Origin of the sequence: Thermoactinomyces sp. DSM 45892 (assembly GCF_900107305.1) — a bacterium.
In the GTDB taxonomy this organism is placed as follows: Bacteria; Bacillota; Bacilli; order Thermoactinomycetales; family Thermoactinomycetaceae; genus Baia.
This window is the reverse complement of sequence record NZ_FNPL01000009.1, coordinates 45,280-71,790: the sequence shown is the minus strand read 5'-3', so window position 1 is coordinate 71,790 and position 26,511 is coordinate 45,280. Positions and strand designations below refer to the sequence as shown.

Annotated in this window: 30 protein-coding genes; 10 read left to right on the top strand and 20 right to left on the bottom strand. The window is 40.1% G+C overall.

Annotated features, from left to right (window positions below; genetic code table 11):
- Positions 1–8: 8 nt before the first annotated feature.
- The 8 genes from BLU58_RS08715 to BLU58_RS08685 form a co-directional block, all read right to left on the bottom strand.
- Complete coding sequence (locus BLU58_RS08715; RefSeq protein ID WP_093291844.1) at positions 9–299, bottom strand: hypothetical protein; 291 nt, start codon at positions 297–299, stop codon at positions 9–11.
- Positions 300–343: 44 nt separating this feature from the next.
- Positions 344–997 (bottom strand): hypothetical protein, encoded by a 654-nt coding sequence (locus tag BLU58_RS08710; protein WP_093291843.1) that lies wholly within the window; start codon positions 995–997, stop codon positions 344–346.
- Positions 981–1,241, bottom strand: coding sequence for a hypothetical protein (locus BLU58_RS08705; RefSeq protein ID WP_093291842.1), 261 nt, complete (start codon positions 1,239–1,241; stop codon positions 981–983). The genes BLU58_RS08710 and BLU58_RS08705 overlap by 17 nt, the downstream gene beginning before the upstream one ends.
- 60 nt (positions 1,242–1,301) lie before the next feature.
- On the bottom strand, positions 1,302–1,433 hold the full coding sequence (locus BLU58_RS16925; RefSeq protein WP_255404662.1) for a hypothetical protein: 132 nt from the start codon (positions 1,431–1,433) through the stop codon (positions 1,302–1,304).
- A gap of 92 nt (positions 1,434–1,525) precedes the next feature.
- Entirely contained in the window at positions 1,526–1,651 is a 126-nt protein-coding gene (locus BLU58_RS16920) for a hypothetical protein (protein WP_255404661.1), read from the bottom strand.
- 97 nt (positions 1,652–1,748) lie between these two features.
- Positions 1,749–2,150 (bottom strand): hypothetical protein, encoded by a 402-nt coding sequence (locus BLU58_RS08700; RefSeq protein WP_093291841.1) that lies wholly within the window; start codon positions 2,148–2,150, stop codon positions 1,749–1,751.
- 117 nt (positions 2,151–2,267) lie between these two features.
- On the bottom strand, positions 2,268–2,687 hold the full coding sequence (locus tag BLU58_RS08695; protein ID WP_093291840.1) for a hypothetical protein: 420 nt from the start codon (positions 2,685–2,687) through the stop codon (positions 2,268–2,270).
- A gap of 154 nt (positions 2,688–2,841) precedes the next feature.
- On the bottom strand, positions 2,842–3,060 hold the full coding sequence (locus tag BLU58_RS08685) for a hypothetical protein (protein WP_093291838.1): 219 nt from the start codon (positions 3,058–3,060) through the stop codon (positions 2,842–2,844).
- Positions 3,061–3,223: 163 nt separating this feature from the next.
- Between BLU58_RS08685 and BLU58_RS08680 the strand changes: the two genes are divergently transcribed.
- Positions 3,224–3,856 carry a homing endonuclease associated repeat-containing protein gene (locus BLU58_RS08680; RefSeq protein ID WP_093291837.1) on the top strand — a complete coding sequence of 211 codons (633 nt, stop codon included), beginning with the start codon at positions 3,224–3,226 and terminating at the stop codon, positions 3,854–3,856.
- Between the two features lie 147 nt (positions 3,857–4,003).
- On the opposite strand, the gene BLU58_RS08675 is transcribed toward BLU58_RS08680, so the two are convergent.
- Together BLU58_RS08675 and BLU58_RS08670 are read right to left on the bottom strand one after the other, a co-directional pair.
- Positions 4,004–4,423: a hypothetical protein gene (locus BLU58_RS08675; RefSeq protein ID WP_093291836.1), complete on the bottom strand. Its 420-nt coding sequence runs from the start codon at positions 4,421–4,423 to the stop codon at positions 4,004–4,006.
- Positions 4,424–4,427: 4 nt separating this feature from the next.
- Complete coding sequence (locus BLU58_RS08670) at positions 4,428–5,558, bottom strand: ParM/StbA family protein (RefSeq protein WP_093291835.1); 1,131 nt, start codon at positions 5,556–5,558, stop codon at positions 4,428–4,430.
- 670 nt (positions 5,559–6,228) lie between these two features.
- Between BLU58_RS08670 and BLU58_RS08665 the strand changes: the two genes are divergently transcribed.
- From BLU58_RS08665 to BLU58_RS08655, 3 genes are all read left to right on the top strand, one after another.
- Complete coding sequence (locus tag BLU58_RS08665; protein ID WP_093291834.1) at positions 6,229–7,320, top strand: DnaD domain protein; 1,092 nt, start codon at positions 6,229–6,231, stop codon at positions 7,318–7,320.
- A gap of 83 nt (positions 7,321–7,403) precedes the next feature.
- Entirely contained in the window at positions 7,404–7,637 is a 234-nt protein-coding gene (locus BLU58_RS08660) for a hypothetical protein (protein WP_093291833.1), read from the top strand.
- A 25-nt stretch (positions 7,638–7,662) separates the two neighbouring features.
- Positions 7,663–8,613 (top strand): hypothetical protein, encoded by a 951-nt coding sequence (locus tag BLU58_RS08655; protein WP_093291832.1) that lies wholly within the window; start codon positions 7,663–7,665, stop codon positions 8,611–8,613.
- A gap of 70 nt (positions 8,614–8,683) precedes the next feature.
- Here BLU58_RS08655 and BLU58_RS08650 read toward each other — a convergent pair whose 3' ends face one another.
- From BLU58_RS08650 to BLU58_RS08635, 4 genes are all read right to left on the bottom strand, one after another.
- Positions 8,684–9,373 (bottom strand): VanZ family protein, encoded by a 690-nt coding sequence (locus BLU58_RS08650; RefSeq protein WP_093291831.1) that lies wholly within the window; start codon positions 9,371–9,373, stop codon positions 8,684–8,686.
- A 69-nt stretch (positions 9,374–9,442) separates the two neighbouring features.
- Positions 9,443–9,883 (bottom strand): hypothetical protein, encoded by a 441-nt coding sequence (locus BLU58_RS08645; RefSeq protein WP_093291830.1) that lies wholly within the window; start codon positions 9,881–9,883, stop codon positions 9,443–9,445.
- A 919-nt stretch (positions 9,884–10,802) separates the two neighbouring features.
- Positions 10,803–11,126: a hypothetical protein gene (locus BLU58_RS08640; protein WP_143123746.1), complete on the bottom strand. Its 324-nt coding sequence runs from the start codon at positions 11,124–11,126 to the stop codon at positions 10,803–10,805.
- Entirely contained in the window at positions 11,098–11,277 is a 180-nt protein-coding gene (locus BLU58_RS08635; protein WP_093291828.1) for a hypothetical protein, read from the bottom strand. The genes BLU58_RS08640 and BLU58_RS08635 overlap by 29 nt, the downstream gene beginning before the upstream one ends.
- A gap of 343 nt (positions 11,278–11,620) precedes the next feature.
- On the opposite strand from BLU58_RS08635, the gene BLU58_RS08630 reads away from it, so the two are divergent.
- From BLU58_RS08630 to BLU58_RS08610, 6 genes are all read left to right on the top strand, one after another.
- A complete protein-coding gene (locus BLU58_RS08630) occupies positions 11,621–11,926 on the top strand; it encodes a hypothetical protein (RefSeq protein ID WP_093291827.1) in 306 nt (101 codons plus the stop codon).
- Positions 11,927–12,184, top strand: a complete 258-nt coding sequence (locus BLU58_RS08625; RefSeq protein WP_093291826.1) for a hypothetical protein — start codon at positions 11,927–11,929, stop codon at positions 12,182–12,184.
- Positions 12,185–12,200: 16 nt separating this feature from the next.
- Entirely contained in the window at positions 12,201–12,335 is a 135-nt protein-coding gene (locus BLU58_RS16915) for a hypothetical protein (protein WP_255404660.1), read from the top strand.
- A gap of 67 nt (positions 12,336–12,402) precedes the next feature.
- Positions 12,403–14,952 carry an ATP-binding protein gene (locus tag BLU58_RS08620; protein WP_093291825.1) on the top strand — a complete coding sequence of 850 codons (2,550 nt, stop codon included), beginning with the start codon at positions 12,403–12,405 and terminating at the stop codon, positions 14,950–14,952.
- Entirely contained in the window at positions 14,874–15,812 is a 939-nt protein-coding gene (locus BLU58_RS08615; protein WP_093291824.1) for a replication-relaxation family protein, read from the top strand. Before BLU58_RS08620 ends, BLU58_RS08615 begins: the two co-directional genes overlap by 79 nt.
- 184 nt (positions 15,813–15,996) lie before the next feature.
- Positions 15,997–16,425, top strand: a complete 429-nt coding sequence (locus BLU58_RS08610; protein WP_093291823.1) for a hypothetical protein — start codon at positions 15,997–15,999, stop codon at positions 16,423–16,425.
- Positions 16,426–17,133: 708 nt separating this feature from the next.
- Here the strand turns inward: BLU58_RS08610 and BLU58_RS08600 are convergent.
- From BLU58_RS08600 to BLU58_RS08575, 6 genes are all read right to left on the bottom strand, one after another.
- Positions 17,134–18,141: a peptidoglycan recognition protein family protein gene (locus BLU58_RS08600; RefSeq protein WP_093291821.1), complete on the bottom strand. Its 1,008-nt coding sequence runs from the start codon at positions 18,139–18,141 to the stop codon at positions 17,134–17,136.
- A 60-nt stretch (positions 18,142–18,201) separates the two neighbouring features.
- Complete coding sequence (locus tag BLU58_RS08595; RefSeq protein ID WP_255404666.1) at positions 18,202–18,657, bottom strand: phage holin family protein; 456 nt, start codon at positions 18,655–18,657, stop codon at positions 18,202–18,204.
- 93 nt (positions 18,658–18,750) lie between these two features.
- The gene (locus BLU58_RS08590) at positions 18,751–19,074 is read right to left on the bottom strand and encodes a transcriptional regulator (protein WP_255404659.1); all 324 of its coding nucleotides are present in this window, start codon (positions 19,072–19,074) and stop codon (positions 18,751–18,753) included.
- Positions 19,075–19,087: 13 nt separating this feature from the next.
- Positions 19,088–21,541 (bottom strand): phage tail spike protein, encoded by a 2,454-nt coding sequence (locus BLU58_RS08585; RefSeq protein ID WP_093291819.1) that lies wholly within the window; start codon positions 21,539–21,541, stop codon positions 19,088–19,090.
- A complete protein-coding gene (locus BLU58_RS08580) occupies positions 21,538–22,962 on the bottom strand; it encodes a distal tail protein Dit (RefSeq protein WP_093291818.1) in 1,425 nt (474 codons plus the stop codon). The genes BLU58_RS08585 and BLU58_RS08580 overlap by 4 nt, the downstream gene beginning before the upstream one ends.
- A complete protein-coding gene (locus tag BLU58_RS08575; RefSeq protein ID WP_093291817.1) occupies positions 22,952–26,434 on the bottom strand; it encodes a phage tail tape measure protein in 3,483 nt (1,160 codons plus the stop codon). Before BLU58_RS08575 ends, BLU58_RS08580 begins: the two co-directional genes overlap by 11 nt.
- Between the last annotated feature and the right edge of the window lie 77 nt (positions 26,435–26,511).

Sequence of the window (26,511 nt, the reverse complement as noted above, 5' to 3'; positions counted from 1 at the left end):
AAGTAACACTATTGCTTTTTTGCTTCTGTCTGCTTTGCAACTGCCGACTTAACTTCCCAAATCTTACGGTCAATCTTGCGGTCCAGTTCCTGCGCCTTGTCATAGTGGCTATCAACTAGAGACAATAATTTATCTTCAATTCCATCCACTTTTAATTCCACGTTGTTTAACCGCTCATCGACTTTTACGAACTGTTTCATGTTTTCCTCTTTCATACTGGATACCATAGATATTAATTGAGTGACCATATCACCAATCTGATTTAAGTCGTACTCCTTGTCCTTCTTTTGATTAGACATCTCAGACCATTCCTCCGTTCGTTCCACATAGTAATCTGATTATATCAGTTCATTTGCCATCTAGCGGCGACTTTTAAGCAGGCCCTACAAGTAATTTTCGGAACATAGGTAATCCCGTCATCATCCGTCCTCGTTTCCTCCTTGCTACCACTCCAATTCCTACCGTTTGAACCCTTAGAAGTAGTACAAAGAAAGTCACCTTTTAATCGTTTAAATCTCCCTTCGTTGATATCTTCTAAAAGAAGAATGTGCTCAACGGTGGAACTCTTTCGACCATCTCCCCAAGAATTAGCACTTAGGCCGCTTAAAACATCCTTTATACCAGATGTCCATAAAACAGGTATTTTGAGACTGGCGTTAAATTCTTCGGCTTCTGTTCTCACCTTGCGTGACCGCTCCGCCCTCCTTATCTTCGCTTGCTTTTCCTCTTCTTCTGTTGCCTTTTTGCGCCTTGCTTCTTGTTCCAGACGGTCCGTATACTCTTGTTCTGTCTCATAATAAAAGAACCTTCGGACATGGATATATACCTCTGTACCTAGCGGGATATCCGGCTCACCATCTGTTATATACAGGTAAACTAAGTTGTTACAAATGTAAGTGGTGATAATCCCTCTTTTACTATAAACACCTTTTAGATTAGAGGGAAACGTCCACAATGGATGGATGTCACCTATTCGTAATCTATGAATTGTAATCAACCTCCTTTGATAAACCATCGTTTAATGCTTTGATTGCGGCCCGTTTCTGTTGTATCTTCGAATCAATCTGGTTGATATGATCATACACCATTGCCCCATCAATCACGCGGCCAATGATACAGTTTTCAATAACTCCATTAAATGTAAAACTACTTTGTTCAGTATCGAAACCACTTTTCAAACCTTCCAATCGCTGAATCTCGGACTCTAATTCTTTGACTACTCTTTTAATTCCGCTCACCATCTGTCATGCCTCCTATATCATTAAGGATTACCCCTAATGCTAATAGGAGTAATCCTTTTGTTAGATACTAAATGAATTCGGAAACAAATAATCAATCGCAATAACTGTGTCTGTACCTTCTTCATGAACCACTCTTTCACAAGCTGGATGATTCATCATTTCATCTGTAAAGGGGGGTGAAATCTGACTCATTGTAATCTCTCCCTCTGGAATAGTATAATGATGGTAATAGAATTTTTCTTTTATTTAGGAGGGTGGCTAGACCCTCCTAAATCGACTAATGACTACTTACTTTTGCGCTGTTGCTCTTTTGCGATTTCTTTTTGACGATCAAGATACGCTTGTTGCTCTTGAGTGGACTTTTTGTCCCACTCTTTTTTATTCTGTAAAGGCTTGTGATCTTTGCTCATTTGTTCTCACCTCCTTATATTCTTATTATATATATTTTAAATAAATTAGTCAACATATAAACAATGTTTTTTATTTTTAATAAAATAAGAGGATGCGCTATACTAGGCATCCTCTTTCGTCTATTTGTAGTAGATTCTCAGCTTCCAACTGGATAAATAACTGTTGTAGCTCTAACCATGACACCATATCGGGACGCCTTTCTAATTGATTGGATACCCAACCACAGTGGCCAAACCAACCGCATAACTGGACTTCCGTTCGCTCTTTATCAAAGTCTTCATAGTACGAATCATAAATAAGTTCTTTCAGATCGGTATATGCATCTTCTAACAATCTTCGTTTTTCTGCTGTTGGCAATTGATATGCTGCTCTCGTTCTTTTTCCTATTCTTTTCCATTTGTGGAGAATCATTTTTTTGGTGAAAGATTGCTTGTACTGCTGGATCGACTCCGTAACCTCTGGATCGAAGACTACTAAATCATTTTCTGCTTGCTCCATTTCGAACTCTCCTTATAGGGGGATGGCTGTTTACAATTACACTACTACATTATTCCTAATAATCCTCCCTATATAATAAATAGAAGAAGGAAGGGGGACATCCCTTCCTTAACCATTTCAAACCACTACTTTTATACCCCATTCTTCTAAAGTATTGTGTATAGAACTTGTATCCTCGTCATCAATTTGTATATAACCGTCATAACTTACACTGTCATCGTCGTATTCTGCTATCTTTTGTTTGTAATACGTTTCAAGCTCTTCATTTCCTCTTGCATGGATGAGTAGTGACATATATTTGCCCTTCACGGTAGTGCCTAGTTCATAGTGAATACGACCTATGACACGTCCATCTATTGTTTTATGTAGATGGATTGAAGCTACTGCGTTGTTGTATGCTCTCTCATCATTCGCTACTGTTACAAACGCTTCTTCCAATTCATCCGAATAACCCCAATTCTTGAGAGTATTAATTACTTGGTCAAAGCTAGGCTCATATTGATTCACTTCGGCGACTGTCATTTGTTTAATTTCCATATGTTTATCCCTCCAGTTGAATAGCGCATTGTCAACGCCCACATAACAACTTTCGTATTCTCTTCATCCATACTCCACATGATATCAGTAATTAAATTATTTTCATCACGAAAACTGTGATACCTACTTTTGAATAACTGAAAGCCTAATTCAATCAAAGCCATTTCAGAAGTCGACCACTTAGATGGGATGCTTTTTTCAATTTCTCTACTTCGATTCCCTTTTTGTCGAAAAAGGATTTTATTTCCGTCTTCTCTGTCGCCGAAAACGCATACGCACATGATAGGCACTCTCTATCCATTTGTTGCCAATCCTCAAAGCCGCCTACAATGGTGTGAAATAATCTTTCGTGGCGAGCATTTTTAAAATACATATCAGGTCCTTCTCCTTTGTATGGTGTACTCTGGTACATTTTTTATTTTATATATTTAAACTTAATTTGTCAATTATATAATCATTAATTTATTTATTGTTGATTAATTGACTTAAATTACATATAATAAACTCAATCAACGACCTTTAAGGAGAAATGATACATGTCACGAAAACAGGCCCTTATGGAAATCGAAAAGCGTATATCCTCTTTTGACGGAACCAAAAATAAAACGGATGAACTAGAATTTCTGCAATCCCTCCGCCAATTATTAGGCCCTAAGAAGCTTGATAGATTTACGCCAAACTTTGATTTATTATCATCAGAGAACGAAATGCACGTTAAGTTAACAAACCGATTGAAACAAATTTTGTTACAAATAGAGATAGACGGGACCAGAATTCCACGAAAAAATCTTGCCGATGCGGGGGGTCTTTCCCGTCCATTAGTAAGTCAATACTTGGGAAATGGTGTTGTTCCGTCACTAGAGGCCGCTTATTATCTAAAAGAGGTTTTTAATTGCGATATTGAGGATTTATTTGAGGAAAAAATCACTTTTGTTCCTATCAAGCCAAGGGATAAAAAAACTAGTTTTCACTCAAAAGACCTTTCTCATCAAGTATTGATCGAAGAACTCCAGCAATGGGCCAAAGACAACAATACAGAATCACCAATGATAAAAGACGTTCCGGAACCTCTTTCACGAAAGGGAATATATCACTTTGGCTCTTGGACTGATTTTGTACTCGCAGCAGGTTTGAAACCAAAACGAAATCGTAAATCGCAATCAAAATGATGATATACTTAGGGTTAGAGAAAATCCTTATCATCGGCTTTCCTCTAACCTGCAAAGAAAAAACCCGCTATCTCATTACGAGAAGCGGGTTTTTCGTCCTGTTTAAATGCTCTTTTCATACACATGTTTCTTTTTAAGAATAACATATTATCCTTCTAAATCACTTAACAAATCGTAAGAACTCTCATTTTTAGGTCTATATCCTGTAACATCTGATATCATAGCGGAATCCTCTCTTTTAGGGGTATTCCCTATGAAACCTAGTTGTACTGGTTCATCTCTCAAGCAAGCCATAGCCATATTTTTAATAATGGATTTTACCTCCGGTATGTTGAAAATACGCTGCTCTTCTGCTGTCAGGGGACGATCTAACGGAATCCGCATCTCATTCTCCCTTACTTTTTGGCGTATTGTCTCTAGAACAAGTCTCGACACATACGGATTCCCTTCGATTTTTCGGGACGCATTCAAATACGCCAATTCGTCGTCTCCAATATCTTTGGGAACCCGGAATGTAACCGGGTCCCCTCTTTTTAAATCCTCAATTTCTTTCTTCTTTCGAACCATTCCCCTACACTCCTACACTCTTACTTTGTTTGATTCGGGCGCACTTGTAATAACTTCTTGCGTTAATCCATATTGAGTCCTCACCTTTAAGAAACTCCATTCCTAATGGGTGTGGATTGCTTTGGTTGATTTTCTCCAAGCATTCTTTCAACAAAATCGATCCACCACCGATAAAAATAGTTGTTTGTAAATCCGTTACCTTCTTCCAACTAGCGTCAACAATCTCATAGTATATACGACTTGCTAAGCCTTCCATTTCGTCTTTGACATATTCCATAACAGGGGTAGCCACTCCCCGAATCATAACCTTATTAGGATGTTCTTTCCCGTATATCTCATTTATTAATTGTTGTCGGGTTTGGATTTGCACTTCGTCGCGCTTGAAAATTTCCTCAATCAACCGATCCATAATAACAGAAGCTCCGAAACTCTTCCCAACCGAATTCAAACTATCTACTCTGCCTTTTTTCAAAATTGCTCCCTCGGTGGTCCCCCCTCCAATATCAACAAGTAAAACATGTTGTTTCTGCATATTTGGATAGAGAGCATTTACATTGTCATCATCCGGCTCAGATAAATCCATAGCTCCCGTCGGACCTTCTGTGTATATTGCTACATCGTCTAACCGAATTTTAACGCGTTTCCCGGCGTACTTGTTCACTTGGAGAAACTGAATCTCATGTACGTGATCCGTCAGACGCTTTCGAAACTCACTTTTTTTATCAACTTCATTCAGGGGTAAACCTGTCGCGAGCATATAGCCCGATGCATCAATATATCCATGTTCATTAACTTCCAGCGTTTCGGCAGCATCAATAGCAATGGAAAGGAGAGCATGAATCAAGATTTGATCGTTATTATATTTTTTTCGTTGAACTCCGATCTCATTTTTGAGATGAACAGAGCCTGTTGCAAGATTCCCCGACACATAGACCCTATTCCCCTCGCCTAATGCTGGGCTACATACTCGATAATGTAACGTATCTAGTGGATCGCTACCTTCATCGCCTGCTATAATTCGATGTTCGGCCGCTGCTGCTATGATATTTGAAAAAGAGTAACGATTTTTCAGTCCACCTGCAACCACTTTCACGAAGTTGTTTCCATTGTCCACGCCAATTATACGTTTTTCCATTTTTATACTAACCCCTTTTGTATGTTTTATAGAAATCGCTTGAAAGGGGATTACAAATCGCCTTATGTAATCCTCAACAACCGAATTTCCCTAACCTGCAACCCCATTGTAATCGCACGATTACATAAAGTCAAACAGAATTTTTTGTTATTTCCGAAACCCCTTTATTACCAACTGTAATCATGAGATTACAAATTTATAAACGAATTTCATAAATTAAATTCATAAATGGCTAGACACGTTGGTATATATATGTTATCGTACGATTACATAACAACAAGAAGAAATCACAGAAAAAAAGGCGATCCATTACACACAGGATCGCCTTTGAACCGGGTTTCAAGACTTAAAATTTTCAAGACTACAACTATTCCACAGTATTCCAATTCTAGCAATCTACTTAATATCTTGTAGACGAGAGTTGTAGAATAAGCTATAATTTTGTCAAAGAAACGCAAAAAAGCGATCTTTCTGGTTGGCTCCCTAAAAGATCACTTTCTTACTCAGAAGACTGTAAGACTTTGGCGGTCCTTTCAGTCATATATTTAAATTGTATACCCTTATTCTAATCATATACATACATCATGTCAATAAAAAGGGTAGAAATTGAAGATGAGTAGAAAGTGGTAACAGGTAGCCTTCCAATAAAAAATCATTGGAGGGTTTTCTTATGAGCAAAAACGAAACATGGATCAACGCAAGACGAAGAAATCACACTACATTGGATGACTCATTCATACAGGACGCACGGATTACATTGCAAGCAAAGGGGCTTCTAACTGTCATCATATCCGAAGAAAAGTATTACGACTCTGAGAAAGCCAAAAAGATAGAGCTACTAAAGCTAACGGAAAAGTCGGCAAATGGAAGAGATGCTCATTTTAATGTCGCAAATGAATTAGAGCGTTATGGTTACATCCGTCGTGTCAGGACAATCGATGAAAACAATAAGTTTAGCAAGATTTACTACATATTCAGCGATAACACCGAAGAAGTAAAAATGGAATTGGAATCTCTCGAAAACGCTCTGAAAGAAGAGGGAACCAAGTATTTTGTCATGACTGATGGGAAAGGAAAAAGAAAGAAGGTTCCACATCCTGAAAACCCGGATACGGAAAGTCAGGATAAAGAAAAAAATGAGAAAAAGGCCCCACATCCTGAAAATCCGGATACGGGAAACCCGGATACGGAAAGTCAGGATGATAGTACTTTAGTACTTAATACAAAAGCTTTTGTACTTAATACTTATGTATGTATGTATGTATGTGATGTGATCGAAAAGTTTAAATATTTCTTTCCAAACAAAGGGAGCAAATATACAGAAATAACAATCTCGGACTTATGCCAATCTATGTCTATTCCTCTAGTAGAAGCTGCTGTAGAAAGAGCTGTTTTTGGCGAAGCTTCACATCCTGTAGCATACGTAAAAAACGTACTTAAAAGATGGAAAGCCGCAGAAGTTCAGACAATTGAAGATGTAGACCAATATGAAAAACAGTTTTATGAAAAGAGAAAACACCTTACTTCTGATAATGGCAAAGTTGATTTAGGAACTGTAAAACAGGGGAAAAAGAGAAGTACAACTACCGCTGACCAAAAACTCCCTAAATCAGTTGCTCAACAATTAGAAAGGGAAAAAAATGGTGAAAGTTACACCCCAGCTAGCCCGGAACAGCGAGCAATATGGGCAGAACAACTAAACAAAAAAATGAAACAGATGAATGATGCCCTAGTGTCTAAAAGCAATGAATTTGCTGGATAATAAGTATTTTGTTGTACAAAAGGGTTTGTATAGCAAACTAGATATTTTAATTTGGTTGGTAGGAATGAGGAATATCGTACACCATGACTCACAATTTTAAGAATATACAAGCCGGGTCCCCGCTCTCCATCAAAGGACGAGAAGGAACCATTGTAATAGATTTTATGATGATTGGCTTTGTTCCGGGCTGGCAGATCCGCTATCTCGGAACAATAGCCTTTGCCAAAAAAGAAGAAGAGATCATCCGATTTCTAGATGAACACGAGCTACGTCCCCCTATTCGGGACGAACCCATAGTCATAGAAAGTCTATTCTAGCTTTTTACAAAAAGGAGGATATAACATGATCGATCCAATAACGATGATAAAACATAAGGGTATCATCCATGAAGCATATAGCGAATTTATCAAACTGATTCAAACAAAAGACCTTGATAGAAACCAGATGAACAAGGAAAAGATAGAAAAGGCAATAAAAAAAGCAAAGAACCGCTTCCTCACCAACGAGCAAAACGCAATCGTCGAAGGATTTTTTGATACATACGTTGGTACTTGTCTTTCAATGGGACGGGAGTTTGGGGACCAAATGGTACAAGCTCTATTTGATCCGTCAGAAGCTTCTGCTCCCGATCAATTAGTCGAAGAAGAGGAAGAAATTGTCGTACCAGAAGAGTACATCCAATGCCTAAAAGCTGTATTTGATGAAAACCAATATAACTTTCCCCCTCTCGTTCTAGTAGCAGAAATGCAGAACGATCCTATCTTACTTGGGAAGATTATGTCCATCATTCACAATAAGGCAGAGGAAATGAGGATTTCCGGCATTCTCGAATGGCTTTCTACAGAAGATGGCCAGTTGATAGATGGCGAAAGATTAGAACGGTTATTCGAAGCCGTAGACAACATAAACCCGGATGATTCAGGCCGTCTCTTACATATGTACATTCATTTAACATCAGAGCGCAAAAAGGAACTGTTGGAATACGCCGATTCTTTAACATTCGATACAGTGTCCGAGTTAGTACGAGATCAATTGGACAGCACAAAAAAGCAACATAAAGAATTAAGTTTTACATGGTCTATACTGGATAAAAAGGAAAAAGCGTCCACCATTCAATCGTATACAGAGCAATTGAAGGCGATTTCCTTCTTTGAACAGGAAGTAGAAGTATATAAGCAAAAGCTAGTTTTACCAGAAAGATTAGAAAAGGTCCGTGAAGTCGAAAAAGACATTAACGCATTGCATACACTCACCAATGAAATACTTTCCTTGTCGAAAAATAATAAACAATAGTTTGATATAAAAAAGGCTAACTATCCATTAATTCAATGGGGAGTTTAGCCTTTTTTACTGTTTCAGGGAATTAACTCTTCATTTGTTCCTGATTGGAAATACTGGCATACCTTCGATCCATGTGAATTTGGTTATATAGTTCCCTATGAACTTCTAGATGTGAAATTGTCCAGAATATACCGTACCCAACACACACACCTGCAAAATTACAAATCAAATCAATTATATCGATTTTAAAGGTAGTGTCTTGTAAGCTCCAAAGCAGAACCAGTTGGATAAACTCAATCAGAAAGCAGAATAGGAATCCCCACATTAACACTTGTCTTGTATTCAGTTCTTTTACATAAGATATTCCCAAACCAAAGGGAGTCGTCATTAAGATGTTCAACAACACCTGTCCACTAATCAGATACTGCCATGATTCGATTTTGATTGGATTAAGATTGATTGATGATGATATATCAATCTCTCCTAGATTAGGGTCAACAGTGATAGGAAAGAGTGAGTAGTGAGCAACCCCCATCATATAGACATAGAAAGTCGTGAAACAAAATAAATAGGCAGCACTCTTTGAGCTTCTTTTTCGGAGATGAACTAAGCATAGTCCCAATATCCCTACTGTAGGGACCAACACAGGTAAATCGAATAAAGATAAGCTATATCCAAGCCTATATGCATCATCATGATCAAGCGTATACATGAACCAAAAGGAATAACCAAACAACAAAAAAAGTGTGATTAATACATACAAACGATACATTTATATCCCCCTCCATTTTTTAAAAACAAAGTGCAGCTCTATGAAGAGAGACTGCACTTTGTTGAAATATTAGTTTGTTATTAGGTCCCCGTATCCACTGATATTGTACCCGTCATCATCTTTCTGTTTTGCGACAACAATGTAGTACTTTCCCTGCTTCTGTTTACCAAATGTGGCCGATACGCTTCTTCTGTCACTTTTCGAAGGAGTGACACTTGTCTTTCCAACTAGCCGATCAGGGGACCAATCAACCCATTCTTTGACAGTGAAATTAAGAGTTTGGATTTTGAGGTTTCCGTTTGCGTATGAATCAATATTTACGCTTCCCGAAAGCTTCATATTGCCAGCATTCATATAATGGTACTCTTTATTTTTGTCTCCGTTCACTTCGGCCCTATCCATGTAAAACTCCCATGATGATGAGTTAGCTAAAGCCACCATCGGTAAGGCCATCATGCCAAACATGAGAGATGCTACACCGAATCCTAGAATCTTTTGCTTTCTTTTCATTTCAAAATCCCCCTAAAAATGGTATGTAAGGATTAATTTTGAACTCCTTATATATAGAATTCGACATAAAAATCATAATACCTTCACAATTTTTAAAAAAATATAATACTTTTTTCCTATCCATTTTTTAAAATGCTTGGTATCAAAGGGATTGTGAGACTAGGGACGTTAGTCATGTATGGACGAATCGGTACTAATACATTACCTACCATCATAAAACCCCAACACAAGGGCGCTAGACCCCTTAAAATTGATTTTAATAGCTTAGTAGATTGCTGTTCTCCAAATAAAAAACCAAATAAAATCTAGTTGGTTGATTTCAATATGGGGTACAAAGATACGTGTAAAAATAGGACATAGGATAGGAATATTTGGAAACATCAGTAGTATCAACAATTTGGTGCAAGTGGAACAGCGGAAGCGACTGATCCAGATATCCGATAACTTACAATATCGGCAATAGAGATACCATTTCTATGACGTATATATCCGATAATGTAGAAAATATCCCATAAAATCAATGTCCGATAAGGTCTAATACCCCCTTCTGTTGGTCCCAGTTCCCCCAACACAAGCGGAATACATGGGGCGGTAGCGCAGGGGTATGGGGAGCAGTGGAACAGAAAATAGCAATAGACCTTAGCGGACATTGAATTCAATGGATATTTTCTACCTTATCGGACATAGACCACATGAAACAGAAGGCATCACGTCCGCTAATGTATCTTATCGGACACGAAATGTGCCCATCTGTAAGTGATAAATCCGTTACTGGATGGCAACCAAAAGCGAAATAAGGGGCCATATGCAAATTTATTCCAATCCCCATGTCCGATAAGGCTTATTCCGGTTTTCTGTTCCGTTGCTCCCTATACCCCGCGCACAGGAGTAGGACGAAAAAGAAAACGAATGCCGCCAATTAAGATTCGGGGCATTCGTTTTCTTTTTCCTTTTCTTTTACTACTATTGGCGGTAGGTAATCTCTGTACTTTGCCATAAGTAAGGCCGTGGCTTCTTTGGCAAGAGCTAGTTTAGGTTTATTTGTTGTGAATGATAGCACATCCAAAACATCTAATTGCTCCTCCGCTAGAGAGAATATTAGTTCATATGTCTGTGATTTCGTTAAATTCTTCCTCTTTGTATATTCATCCGCAAATTCCCATAGCTTGGAACTTATGCGACTTCCTAATTGTTTCGTGTCATTATCATATGAATTACTCACTTTTGGTAATGCCCCTTCCATATTTAAACTCGTTTAGATCCTCCCTGCCGACGTGATATCCGTAGTACTCTCTATCATATTCGACTGTACAGTCATCACATAGGAATAGATGGTCTTGTTCAACTTCTAACAAACGCTTTTCTTTCCTGCACCAATCGCACATTTTGTTCATTCTGTTTCCACCTTCCTTTCCAATTATAAAATCAATATCAAAATCCCGCAAGTGATATCAAAAATAAATATTTGATATCATATTGTTGCATTTGATATCAAATTAGAATATAATGAAGTTAGGGATTTGGCGGGTAGATTCGACTAGGTAATTAACAGAAAATAGAGAGAAAAAAGAGTATTGTAAAAGAAAGTTTTCTTTGTTTTTCTGAGTCATTCGATCTTCCTTTTATCCTGATCTATCAAGGTGAATTACTTAACTGATGGGGTATGCTTTATAGAACTCCATAAAGCATACCGAAAAACATACCCCTATACCGGGGCTAAGGAGATGAAATTTCACAATGTTAGAACAGGCATTAGGTGTTTATTACGCTACCTATGGCATCATTGGTATCGTGTTAGGTGTCGTATTATCATTCATCGTTTTGGTGTCCATAGTAAATGTCGGTAAGCAAGTAAAAGCTGGAGATAATGGTTTGAAGGCTTTACGGTCTACCGCGATAGCTGTTACTTGTGTTGCTGCGCTTCCTTTGTTGGTTCCAATCGGCGTTAATGTCGTTCAATCCTTACAAAAACCAGCCGGAAAGATAACGGATAATATCAAAACACAGATCGAGCAAATCGATGTCAAAGGCGGTAAGAAGTAAATGTCGGGTGTATTATTTTGGTTCGTCATGTACTACGAAGTTGTGATCGTCTTAGTTGGTGTCATTGTAGGGTCCGTCATCATCATAAAGCGTATGAATGACGACCAACTACATCACACGGCGTTAAAACTTTTACTTGCGGTCGGGATAACCAGTGTCTTAATGAATATCGATGTAGCTTATATAAAAAGCCAATACCCGCAAACACAAGCGGAAATATTGAAGAAATTAACCGATATTTCCGCCGCCTATAAATAGAAAAGGGGGCTAACCAATGTTGGAAGTTATCGCTACGATTTTCTTGATAACCCCAATTGTATTTATTTGGTTGATCTACTGGTATCAGAAAAGAAAATATAAGCAAAAGAAACCATTGATAGTTGTAGCTAAAAAATCAGATTACGAGTAGGCATTTCGCGGGCTGACATAACTCCCTTGTTGGCCCGTTCATCTTAATTGAAAGGATTGGATAGCTCATGGAAAATCGAAAGTACGTTGTCACTGAAACGTATGAGGTAATTCCGTTTGTACGGATGAGCGGCAATGGTGGCAACCAAGATTCAACACAAGAAATGAAAGAGTTCGTAAAAGAAGTAACGAGGATGAACAAGTACTATGCACCGGAAGGATGGAATGAGGAACAGCAAGCACACGTAGAATCTCCCCATGTAAGTTACAAGATCATGAAAGATCGCGGACGGGTGCATCAATACGTTAGTATTCCAGTAAATCAGGTTCAAATCATCCAAACCGCCATACATCAAGATACGGTTAGTTGTAAATTAAAGAGAAGTAACCTTTCCTTTTTCGATGAAAACATGCACGCTTTTGCTGTTCAAGGTTGCGATCACCTATCTATCGAAACGCAAACGCAATTAAGATTTAAAGTGAAATCTCTTCTCCAGTTCATACGCAATGACGAACAATTTTTATATAGCTTCACAGGTAAAGAAGATGTTAACCACAAAGCTTTAAGAAAAAGACTGCAGCGCAAATTGCATGGGATCGACTCACTATCTAGTCGTATCATGCATGGAATCAAAAAAGGAACGGCGAAACAATGGGAAAAAATACATCATCAATCGAATGGTCTTAAAAAGGAAGTACTTGATAGCATTGACGGATGGAGACAGTTACTGACTGGCAAGGTATCAATCAGAGGGGAAAAGATTCGGAGTCCAAAAAAAAATGAGCAATCAGAAGCTAGATTACTTCTAGAAATGACGCACTACATTCATGGCGAATTTCTGTTTATTCTATGGTCGGATGACAAGTCACGGGTACAAGTGTTTAAAGAGTATTTACAACGTCTTTTGAATGGCATACAAGGTGAGAATCAATTGAGTTTAGTTCCGGTTTCACCGGATTTAGCTCGCTTGAAAAACGGGCATCTAAATACTGATGTTCCGCGTCTCATTGTAACAAGAAAGGAACTCGACCGATTACTCTGGATTCCTAAAGTAAATGAGATTGACGATTCTTTTTGTGTAGAAATCGAACAAAAAACATCTGTACCGGAAGTGTTACTGACTGAGAAAAAAGGATCTGTTCCCTTTGTCCGGGACATCACAACCAATCAAACCGTTTCAATACCACGGCATAGAAACGCAGAGCAACTTGACGACAGGGTGAAATCAACAATTGTAAGCGGGGAACAAGGCTCTGGGAAAACTAGTCTTCTAGTAAATCAAATACTAGGAACATACCTTGGAGGGGCAGAGAATGCCGAAGAGTGGCGGAAGTACGGGCGCGCAGTGATCGCCTTTGATGTGGCTGATGGAAATTTGTGCAGACAGATATATCGTTGTATTCCTGACTTTGCACAAAGCAATGTAGTAGTACTCAATCACGCAGCATCTGACAGCCCTTTACAAGTCGGCTTTCATGACGTTATACAACATGAAAGTAAAAGTATTAGAAAGCATATAGCCGACACAGAAACGCAGATCCTACTCGATAGTATAAAAGAAGATGGACGGACTGTTGCTGTAGATCGATTTTTTAAAGCGTCATTACAAGCAAGCTATGAGGTAGGACGGGGAAATCTCGTTGATGCATTAAATATATTGAGAGACGCAGATTACTTGGACGAAATTGTATCCAAGCTAAAAAAGAAGAGTAAACATGCACTTGTTGAAGTCCTCGAAGCGAATCATGAGGACATGGAAAATGATTCAAGTGTTTTAAAAACGATTCGAAACAGAATTGTTCCTTACATGATGGATGAGGATTTTCTTAATGTCATAGATCGTGAGCATGACGAACGGATCGATTTTTGGAAGTGGATGAATGATACAACTGAGGGGCCGTATTTGGTTCTAATTCATCTCCCTCGAAGCGGGCAAGAAATTTCAAAAGAGTTAAGCAAATTTCTTTTTACGCACTACTTTGTCCGGATCTGGAATCTCATGGTAGCCCGGGCAAGTATCGAAGAAGAGAAAAGGAAAGAGTGTCTAGTGGTAATCGACGAGCTTCACCAAATCATCGACCAACGAGCGGTACAGGATCTATTCCCGGATCTGTTTAAGGAGCCTAGAAAGTTTCGTATACGATTTCTTTTTACGATTCATGGCTGGTCAAGTTTCAACAAAGCAGGCCGCAAAGAAAACGAGTTAAAGGAATCAATTTATGATGCGCGACCCAATTTGATTTTATTGAAAGGCGGAAGTGATTTTTTTGGAACTATGGAGCAAACCCTATCTCCCTACAAGGAGGAAGACTTTCATCAACTCATGAAAACACCATTCACAGGAATTGTTCGACAGGACTGGGGGAAACAATCCCATGTGTTCCAAGCAAAGCTACTGGAGCCTGCACATACGAGATTCCCTGTATACAGTCCAATTTCATTGGAAAAATTTCGTTCACATCCAAATAAATTAGGAGTCTCGAGAACCATTCTGGAGCGGAAGCGATACGAGAAAAAACAAGAAAGGAAGCAATCTCAATGCAAGGAAAAGGCCAATCAACCAACAAAGGAAAACGCACTCGCCAGCTTTACAAAAGGAAGAGGATTCCGAGGGTAGAAAAAAATTATGATTACGTGAAGTCGAATCAAATCCCCACCGAACGCAGGGCGGAAATATTAAATTTACTTGCGGAACGATTGATTATGACCTCCGAGCAAATTGAATACCTTCATCCTGAGTACGGGAGCCAGAAACGCTCCCGGTCTCTTCTAAATCGAAGCCTAAAACGTATGCATGAATATTATTTGATAGATCGTGCTTGTTATCAACAAGTAATACTATGGGATGATAGCGTGAAGCGGACTACCGTGGTGGCACTTGGAAAGTTAGGCAGTGAAGCGGTAAATTTTTTCCATCATAGAGAACGCATCCGTTACGAAGATGGAAAGCCCGTTTTATCTCAAAAAGTCCACCATATCATTCAAGTGAACAATATGGAAATTGTTATTCGGGAGGTCGCAAAGGAATTAGGTTGGAGCATCGCGAAAACTCCAGAGGGTGAAGAACTTTGGTTCTGCGAAGCGGGGAACAGAATTGTTCGACATGAAAACAAACTAAACCCCGATGTATACGCGATCTTTCAGAATGACCGTACAGGGGATCTAGTTCATACATTTTTTGAGTATGATACCGGAAGCGAAGATCGTGGCTATCGGCACACCTTCCCTAAGCTATCTAAGAAGTTTGATATGTATAAAGAGGTAAAGGAATGGAAGGATTGGTATAAGAATCCGATTACTAATTATGTAAAGAATCCCTTTCCAGATATCTTCTTTGTGACCGAAGAAAAGAAAAGATTTCCAGAGTTTCCAAGGGTGTTAAAATCAAAAAAACTAGATGTAACATGCTGTTTAAAAAAGGATTTCGAAACCAACATAAGAGAATATTTTAAACAGATGGAGGTGAGCGATCATTAGAAATCATCAAGGGTTCGTTAAACATTTTCTAGCTTGGATCGACCACGAAAAAAAGAATCTGAAACAACTAGGGATTACTCTAAAGTCGCTAAATTTCTTTAGGCAAAAACATACCAAGCTTGTAAGCGATTCTTTAGTCGACATTGATGACCAGATTTTTTCTAACCAAGATATCCTAAAGCTGGTGTATTATCAAAATGATTGTCCATTAAATCAACCGGATCTCACACCAGAACAGAAAAAGGAATTAGAACCACGGATAATAGGAAGTCAGCGACCAATCAAAAAGCGTAACCAAGAAGTGGAACTGAGGTACTACTTCACGGAGGTTCGAGAGGATAATATTATTAGTTACGACGCTGTTTTGAACATTGATATCTATGTACCAGAGGATTTACTTCGCGTCTATGTACCGCATGTTTCCTTTTTTGGGCTGGTAACTGGTGAAAAAAAAGCATATCGGAATTATGTCATTGGTGATTACATCGAGAAGTCCTTGACACTGTTAGGATACCGAAACATAGGTAAGCCCAAGTTAGATCGCTCTGACCAGCGAAAAGGCGAGGAGATGGCTAAAATAACCATCACCGCCAAAGTAGATATAGTAAAGTAAAAAACCTATCGCGCGATAGGTTTTTTGTATTTTCAGTTATCTATCGTTTGAAAAATGTGATCATCCGTAAAATCATTATAAGTAAGAAGATAGGAACAATAAATTTCATAAATACGATTACGGTGGGAATTAAGACCCCTAGTAATGTAACAAGGATTCCGCATATAAGCAAGTAAACCGAACTATAGAATGCCCATTTGTGAGATCTGGTTATGTTTGTTGTCGGCTTCGTATTGTAACCCAAAACTATTACAGACTGTTTCGATAATTGAATCGCTTGTTGTCTGGTTCCATCTAGCCATGTAAAAACAAAGAGCAGAACAACAACGTACAAGTGAACACGAAACAGAATAACAGCCGATAGAATTGATACAAAGCCCCACTGTGTACCCATTGATAATACATGATTTAGAAACAAATCTGAGAAGATATACTCTAGGAACCCACCTTTGTATTCTGTTGACCTAAAAGAACATCTAGCTAGAACAAATCCGATTAAGACAGAAAGGAAACAAATTTTCACAAATTTACTTTTAATGCCCTTGATACGATCACCTCCTGCTAATCATAGTATACTCTATTTTGATATCAAAAACAATGTTTTGATATCAAATATGCATATTTGATATCAAATGCAGGTTTATCATATCAGTTTGAAATAAATAAAAAGCCACCTCGTAAGAGATAGCTTTTTATTTATTTTATGGTTTAAAACATCGCCGCCCAAGTCTTCGGGCCAACCTTACCATCGACAGATAGTCCTTTTCTACGTTGAAAACTTTTAACAGCGGCTTCAGTTTTCGGGCCAAATATTCCGTCTGCCCGTACACCTAGTTTAGACTGGATCATCTTTACATACCCACCCCTAGAACCTTCTTTCAAGATGGTTCCGGGGTACTTTAGGGATGTTTTCTTCACACCATTAAGCGCGGCCCTCGTTCTAGCTCCAACAATACCATCAACCGCCAAACCTTTCGATCTTTGGAAATACCTTACTGCTTTATCGGTATCAGGACCGAAAAGACCATCCGCTTTAATACCTAGCAATTTTTGAAGCCTAACAACATCTTCGCCGCGCATCATAGGACTTTTATATCTAAGAGTACGGGGAGCAGATGATCCCGATGTAGTTGGAGTTGATGGTGATGTAGCTGGTATAGTGGTACCTGATCTACACAGTCCTACAAACCAATCATAATCTACACCTGTCCCGGGACAGGTTTTAGGTGCTTTTCCATTGATTGTACATTGACGATGGAAACGAATCCGCGCACCTTTGCCTAATAAATATCTACAAACCTCTACGGCTGATTGAAGCTGTGAACCTTGTAGTACATCGTGTCCCTTGTCAAAGTTTCCTACCATCTCGAACATAAACGGATGTTTGTTATCTGGATCAGAATCGTTGTAGCCTGTGGCACTAGCTGGTGGGATATTTGGATTCCGACCAGTCATGATATTACCATCTGGATAGATGGTAATATGTTGAGCTATATCAGAAAATCCTCTCACATTCATGTGATGACTTCTCATTGAATTCTGTCGGGCTAAATATGCGCCTGCACCATGTTTTTTTACATCACTATTCCAATTCGCATGATTAGGTGCGGCGGTGTGATGGACATGTGTCTCTGTGATAGTAGCTCTAAGATTATCGTTTAAGTATGATAAAAAATCGCTTGCTGAATTAAATAGTTTTCCATATGTCCATGCCATATGCTGTCACCTCTAGTTGATTTTTTGAACATAAAAGAGAGCCGAAATCGACTCCCTAGCCTAAGCAGATTTATTTTGATTCGTTGGTGGTTCCGTTGGCGGCGGTATATCTTCCTGCACTTTCTTTTCCCGGTTTTTCACGTTTTCAATCGTCCTAACGAGGATATCAGGCACAGGAATGCCCATCCGCGAAACATTTTCGATTATAGATATCAACTCATTCACAGCGTAAAAGACTATCGTCCCATCACGTAGGTATTTTCCGCCATCTCCCATAGCCAGCTTCCCAACCCAATAGGCCGCTCCAACCACTATGAAAATAACTACTTTTTTCATTATTCCTTTATAACCAGTATGAGAGTTTAATTTACCCTCATGGATGGATGCAGACATACCCGTTATATAATCAAACACAACTAGGACACCTAGAGCCTGCATGGACAAATCCCATCCACCAAGCAGGTATGAGCCTATCACACCGATAACAAATACAAAACCTGCGTAAAACTTATCCATTTCCAACACTATACTTCCTCCTGATAAACCAATCTAAGCTATAGGGGTAAAAATATCACCTTCCTTCTCGTTGAAACATTATAGGGAAATGAATTAAGAATGTTCAATCCGTTCTATTTCACTCCTAATATAATCTATTTGTTTCCAGTATTTATTTAATGCATGTAGTCCCTGTGGAGTAATGCGCACAGAGGTTTGAGCCTTCTTCTTTTGAATAAATGATTTTTCAATATGGACATATCCGGCTTTCTCCAATTTAGATAGATGACTTGATAAATTGCCGTAAGTCAGGTTTATTAATTCTCCCAAAAGCAAAAACTCCAGCATTGAATAGGATTTAAGACAACTCATAATCGCTAATCTAGCTGGTTCATGTATCAATCTATCTAATTGGATCATCTCATTGTAAGGCAACATAGGCGGATTCCCCTTATTTCTCATAAGTGATTCTCAATTTTACATCAGATCCACCACCGAAAACCATGTATGGTTTCCCATCCCCATCATAGACGGCTATTCCTTTCGCTTCGCCGTCTCGTATCCGTTCCCCCACACTTATTGGAGCAGAAAACCAATCTTTTTTGGTAACACCATATGAAGCCGCATTCGCTTTCACAATAGTCAATGAGGGATTAGTCGTACTCTTGCTAGTGGCATTATGTGTGTACAAATTTAGAGATTGAGGTGCAATTATCCCACCTTTTTCACGAGACAGATATATATCAACGGATTTGATGATTGATCCAGCTAGATCGTTTTTTATAGATGAATCAAAAAAGGCGACCCCTTTCCAATTCCCGAACCCGTACTCACCTTGACGCACACTATTATCATCGGTTCTCCAATAGTTTTTGTTTGTGTTCCATGATCCAGTAGAGGAAGCTGTCCACGTACTGGTATAGGTTTTTTTAACTGGTGGTTTTTCCGGCTCTACAACTGGTGGATCATCTGTTCTAAAGCTAACCCCACAATAACCGCCGTAGATAGTAGTAACACCCGGTTTAGGGCAGTACGATGTATTCATTCCGCCTAGCGTTGAACTAAAGGAAACTAACGCCCCGAATTTGCCGCCTGCTCCTTTTAGACCTTCCCTATAAAGGTCTCCTCGCGCCCCGTATTGCAAACACAATTGAGCTTCTGATCCGTTATAGCTTTCGGAATCCTCTATGCGTACATATGAAGATTGAACAAGAATCCCATACATCAGATTGCTTTTCGGCATAGAGTCAATAAATACATTCCGCATAAAGACGGAAGCCGCATTATAAATATTGAGCATCCCTTCGGCTTTGGCACTTTCAAAGACTGTTTGATTTTGATAGGTTATATCATTCAGATATAGTGTGTTTGTACAATTCCGAATGAACATACGACCCATAAGCTTATTACTTTTACCAACATCAATTTGGACCCTTCCGCCGCCCGATATCCCTTTAAGCTCTGGATTCTCATAGATGATTTGATTATCACCCAGTACCTGAACAGTTATAAAAGCATCGTTATATCTAGGTACGGCTTGAAACACCGCGGATAGTGTTCTTTTCGGCGCATGAATTCCATTATTGATGTCATCCCCATTTACGGGATCGACTTTAAATACAATATCCTCATCTCGATAGGAAACAACCGAAGGAGATATTACTTCGCCTACATAAAGTGTGCTAAATCCAGCCTGTGCAGCATCCATTTTATCGAAAGCCGATTGAGTGCTTTCACTTGCTTTTGTCCAAGCCTTTTCATTGCGCTGTATAATGGCTTTCAGCCGCTGGACTTCACTTTGATAGGATGCAGGAGACGTATTTATTACCTCTGACAAAGTAACGGTAGATTTCTTTTTATCCTGTAGGCTACGCGTCCACACGCTTACACGCGCTTGAGCTAGTATTCCATCTCCACGGGCGTCAATTCGAAGGGAATCCCCAAGGCGTACACGATGAGCTTCTAGCCCAGAAAGCTCTTCCAGTAAAAATACATTCAAGGTATACGAGTCTTTCGGTTTGCTAATTTTTTTCAATTCCTCTAAACCATTTATAAACAATTCGGCTTGAGATTGAGCCTTATCATCTCTGTAGATAAAGAACCTATGTTTCCCATTTAGATGATAGTTTTGGAAGGCTTCTAGACTCCCGATCCATTTATCTCGCTTCTCGTACCCGTCCTCAACATAGGTAGGGTTGTAAGTTTCCAATGTCATAGGCTTATTGGCCGAATCGCTTTTACCAATGGGGACAATAGCCGTAAACAAAGGAATAGAGTCCTCATTCACTTGAATTTCTTCTATGTCCTGTCCCACACGAAAAACCTTCCCGGTACTTTCGCCCCGTCTTTTCACCATATGGACTATTTTTCGATTGATATGTAAACCATCGAAAACTACCTCATACTCTATCTCCATTCCAAATGTTGTTGCCAGTTCTTGAATAGCTGCAAAGCAGTTAGGGTGATCGCTGAAATCAATGTCTCTGATCCCCGAATACTCAATCTTACCTACGGTCCAATCAGTCCGTGACAGAACCGTCTTTAAGCCATTTTCAAGAGATGTTGCGATAAGGTTAATAGGATCAACATAGCTACTGATTAGGTCGGTGGATTGCGCGCCTTCACACCATACATCCATCCTCTTCGTTTTCGTGTTCCGCTTCCTCTGTTTGATTCGAAAAAGAAATCGTTTCCCATCTTCCGCCGGAACAATAAGCAGATGTTCCTTTTGGATAATGGACGATTGCGCGTGGTCCATTGGAACGCTAAACGAAAAATCCATATAGCCAAATTCTAATTTTGTAGTAAGAACCTCGTCATAAAAACGAAGCCCATCTGTTAGGCGATTATCCATCACGCCTATAGCCTGCTCTTGTTTATCCAATACATATATCGTCGTTGTCACGATCTCCACCCCTCACGGTATCGGATATGTGCTTCTTTGACGATATCGGAAGGGGCTATCGTGAATTTATTTGAACCTTGCTTTAGTACTGGAAAGGTAGAAAAACTATCAAAAGTCCAAAAAGGATCATCATTTTTCGTAACAGTTCCATTCGTGGAATCGACTGTTAGCCGATCACCCGGAACAAAAATAATAGGAACTTGCTTAACAGGATCAATGTGGTTTTCTTCGAAAAAATAAACTGATTCGATACCACAAACATCTATAGGCTTTCTCTTTCCATACGCGCCTATGTGGACCTGTATGTAAGCTATAGGCTTCATGTTCTTACCATCAACATCGTAATAGGAATCGGATGTGCGCCCGTGTATTATGTTTCGCTCAACATCTCTTATTCCGATTTCGGCCCACCACTTCCGCCCAATCCGTTGTAGTGTTAGCCGACCATAGAAGCTAGGGGCGTATCTCCCTCTACGAACCTTCTGCGATGACTTCATGAATAGATTTGATCCGGCTCTCGCTTGAAAGACAGGATCATTTATATTGGTTTGCACATCAGATAGACCGATTTTTCCAACCCGGTTGTTTTTTTCATCAAAGAGATAAGCTTCAACACATCCCATTTGCTCATTGTGACCTGCGGCAAATGACACAAACATTTGAAAGGTGAAGTCCTGAATCTTTCTATCTCCAAGATTTTTCGTGAGGGCGGGGCCATGCCATCCGTCACTTTCTCCATAGGAATTAGCGCGAAATTGACCATTAGTAGAAATCATTGTACCCATTATATCTCCATCGATACTCCGCCCTTGTCCCCATCCATTTGTTGTATCCATCGTGTCCCCTACTATCAAAATTTGTTGCGGCTGAGGAACAATAGACCCCACTTCTTCCGGCTGTCCAAACACCATTTGATCGTCATCGGTTGCTATCGCAAAAATCGTGGAGGACTCCGAAAAGGTAAAGTCTATGATAGGACATGACGGTATATCACCGTTATTCGAAACAGTGTTATCAATCAAAAGGTCCTGTTTTTTCTCTAATGAATATACGTGTGGATCGGTACAAAGAAAATTAATTACTCCTTTACTTACACGGTTCCGATCTGCTTTCCCAGTATCTCCGGTGACTTTGGCAAGATAGATTTTACCCGGATCGTGGAGTAGTTCTAAAGGTTGGGCGGTCTCATAATAGAGCCACTTTCCGAACTCTCGACATTTGACAGCTAGATCATCTTTATCAGTATAGGTAATCCAATACTCAAAGGTTATAGGGAGATTCCCTAATGAATTCCCTGAATCAATGCTACCTGATTTCGCTGGAACTGTAGTAAGTGATTGAGTTATCGGTGGCAACAAAGGACGACTCACAGTCCCGCCTACAAACGAGGGTAAATCCTTATTCGCGAACTTAATAGCCAACGTTCACCACCCCCTGAGATCGAAGTTTTAAAGATTGTGCGCGTTCCACTTCCGCTACTAATTTTTGAATATCTTGTTCTTCCCGTATCACAGGATGATTAATCGTGATATGTGTACTTGGCTGTATAGTTGAAATAGGCGATGGTTGGGCGGAAGAGATAGAGGTTGTACTATTTCTCATCTCCATTGGTTCAGCTGCTTTCGATAAGGAAACCGCTGCGTTTTGGACTATGCCCACATTTCGAATCATCCCCAAGGCGAACCCTTCACTCACCCCTGCCCCGATTTTCATGAACTCCTTAGAAGGCGAGTTAATTCCTAGTACTGATTTCATCTTTGACAATGCACTTCTAGCTATATCAATCGCCGAATTGATGACGCTAGATCGACCGCTTGCAATGCCACCCGCCATACTTCTAGAGATGTTAGAACCAACACTTGACGCATCAAATGATAGATTAGCTTTAACATCTCTAGATAGTCCTAAAGTTAATCTATTTATAGCTGAGGAACCACTTTGTAGCCCACCTTGGTAGGTCCTCATTGTCTTCTGTCCTTCTGGTGTCAGCTGTAGATTAGCTTCGGTTTTCAATAATTTTTGGACACCGACTATAAAAGTGGACACTCCGATTTTTCCAGACTGTAGGCCCTCAACCAAAGATTGTACAGTATGTTTCCCCTCGCTACCCAAATCCACCTGAACGCCGCTTGAAATATCTAACCCTAATTGTGCGGCCACACTATTAACACTAACCGATCCAGCTTTTAGGCCGTTCGCAAATGACGTGGCTGTTCCCATTCCCTCAAGTGTAAGATCGACTTTTGCGGATTCCCGTAGGAGTAAACCTTTTTCGTTAAAGTCTGTCACCATAGAGTCATAGCTCTGTTTTGCGGCATCAGTAGATTCCTTTGTTTTGTTACGCATATCATCGAAATATGCACTCCATAGGGCCTTTCCTTCTGCCAATCTCTCCGCAGCAGGAACGGGAACAGCTTGATTCCCGTATTGTTTCCATGTTTCAAGCATCTCACCAGTTTTGACATTAACTAAAAGTGCTTCCTGCGACAATGACGATTCTAACGCGGTTAGACCTTCCGCTCGCACTTTCTGTACAGTCGCAATCCTTTGACGCTCCAAATACTCCACGGCTTTGAGTGAAGCTTCGCCATCACTTGGATTCATTGCCTTTGAAGATACAAGTTGCTCAATGGTTTTCCTCTGTTCAACGGCCCAATCTTGCGCGGCTTTTTTTGCGCCTTCATAAGTGGATTCGATATCCCTAACAAATTTCTTCGCACCATCAGCCGAAATCTTTCCAGACTGTTCCTGAATTTTCCCCATAAAACTATTGAGGTCGTCCATTTTTTGCACGAATACACGCGCGCCTTCGTTTAAGTCATTAAGGGCTTTTTTAAACTCTGCGGCGAAACTACTAGACATCTTTGATGTATCGCCCTGAAATTTATTTAATCCTTCATGTACTACTTTTAACGAATCTAGTATTTGTTTCGTTTGGGCATCTATAGTAAACTTGGCTCGTTTCTCAATGTTATCGATTGCCGGTTTTACTTCACCCGGTAATTCCGCCAATAAACCAGCCATTACACGCTGTAAATCTACTTTACTTTTATTAAGAGCATCAACAATCTTATTGCCCATCTGTGAAAATATGGCGACCGTTTCATCAACAACCTTTTTCGCTTCCGCTCCACTGGCTGAACGTAGTTGGGACAAATTGAAAATGGCCTGATCTCTAAGGACAAGGAATCCGTCAGCCGCTTTCCGTGTTCCTTCTGAGACACCGATTCCGAACCGTCTTGTATTTTCCTCCGTTTGCCGCATATCTTCGTTGGCTTTATGGAAAGTAGCCGCGATTCCTCCGACGGCAACACCAATTCCCACGACGGCCCCCACAAAGGGGTTTGCTATGGCTATGACCCCAGCAACAGCTGCACCGAAGCCCAACACCGCGGCCGTAGTTCCTACAAATACACCGATAGCTTCCTTAGTAGTAGGGGATAGCTTACCGAACCAATCTACTATACCCTTCATTCCTTGTGCTAGATTTCGGACCGTGGGTAGAAAAGCTGAACCCATTTGAATTTGAAGGGTTTCAAACGACCCCTTCAACTCTTCTATCGTCCCTTTTAAATTATCCATCTTGGTTTTTGATATTTGCGCGGCAGTCGTCTTGCTCAACTCTCGATTCATCGTACGCACACCCTCGGCTCCTGCCGTAAATGCAATATTTGCCGCACGAACGGCATCCGTTCCGAACATCGTCTTTAGTGCTAGGTTCCGCTGTTCATCGGTCAACTTCCCTAACTTTTTATGCAAAATCTCTGAGACATCCGCAAACGATTTTACATGCCCCTGTGCGTCAAAAAATAGGTTTCCATTCTTTTTTGTAATAAGACCTAGTTTACGCATTTCAGCCTCGGCTTCCTTGGAAGACGGGGTTAAATTTAGCAACATTGTTTTTAAGCTGGTTCCAGCATCGGACCCTTTGATTCCGTTCTGCGCAAATACCGCCAGTGCTGTTGCAGTGTCGCGAAAAGAAAGTCCCGCGGAAGCGGCAACAGCTGAAACCTGCGACAAACCTTGGCTCATCTCTTTTACGTCCGTAGCGGAAGCCGCGGCCGCACCTGCCAAGATATCCGCGGCTTCCGCTACGCTAAGATTATCTTTTCGAAAAGCATTCAAGACAGTAGATGCCACTTTTGCGGCCTCGGAAAGCTCTATTTCTCCAGCAGATGCAAGGGCTAACGCCCCGCTTAGACCACCATTTAATATTTGAGTAGTCGTTAATCCAGCCTTAGCTAATTCGGTTTGTGCTTCGGCTGCTTCGGAAGCTGAATACTTCGTTGCCGCGCCCATCTCTAGAGCTTGATTTCGTAGCTGTTCCATCTCATCAGCGGATGCATTGGTAACAGCTTTCAAGTTAGACAATTGTGATTCAAAATCAGCCGCCTTTACAATAGTGCTTCCGAATGCTACGGCAAGAGCCGCGGACATGACACCTAAGGCTATGCCTGCTTCGATGGCTTCGTCGTGAACTTGAAACAGTTCGCGATTAAATTTTTTTGCTGTGGCGGCGGTTCCATCTAATGCCTTTTGAGTACGCATGAGTGCGCCTTCCATTTCTGTTTGTGCCAATTTCGCCCTATGTAATTGAGTTGCAAGAAGTTCACTTTCCTTGGAGTGCCTCCCGGTCTGACCCGCAACTTCTTGGTAGCGTTGGGACAACATCTTTACTTTTTGTTCCTGTAAATCAAGTCGTCTATTTAAGGAATCCGCTTGAACATGAAGTTCATCTTGGCTTTTCCCAAACGCTTTAACCCTCGCCGCGCTTGAATCAAACTCACTTTTTGCTAAACGTAACTTGCGGTTAACCTCGTTCATGCCTTCCTTAAAATTATTTACATCAAGGACCACCTCGCCCCTGATTCGTCCTAATACTTGATCTGCCAATCAGTAGACCCCCCTTCTAAAAAACACCTATTTGATCTATGTAGACTGTTCCTGAGCTTTGTTTTTGCTTATTCGAT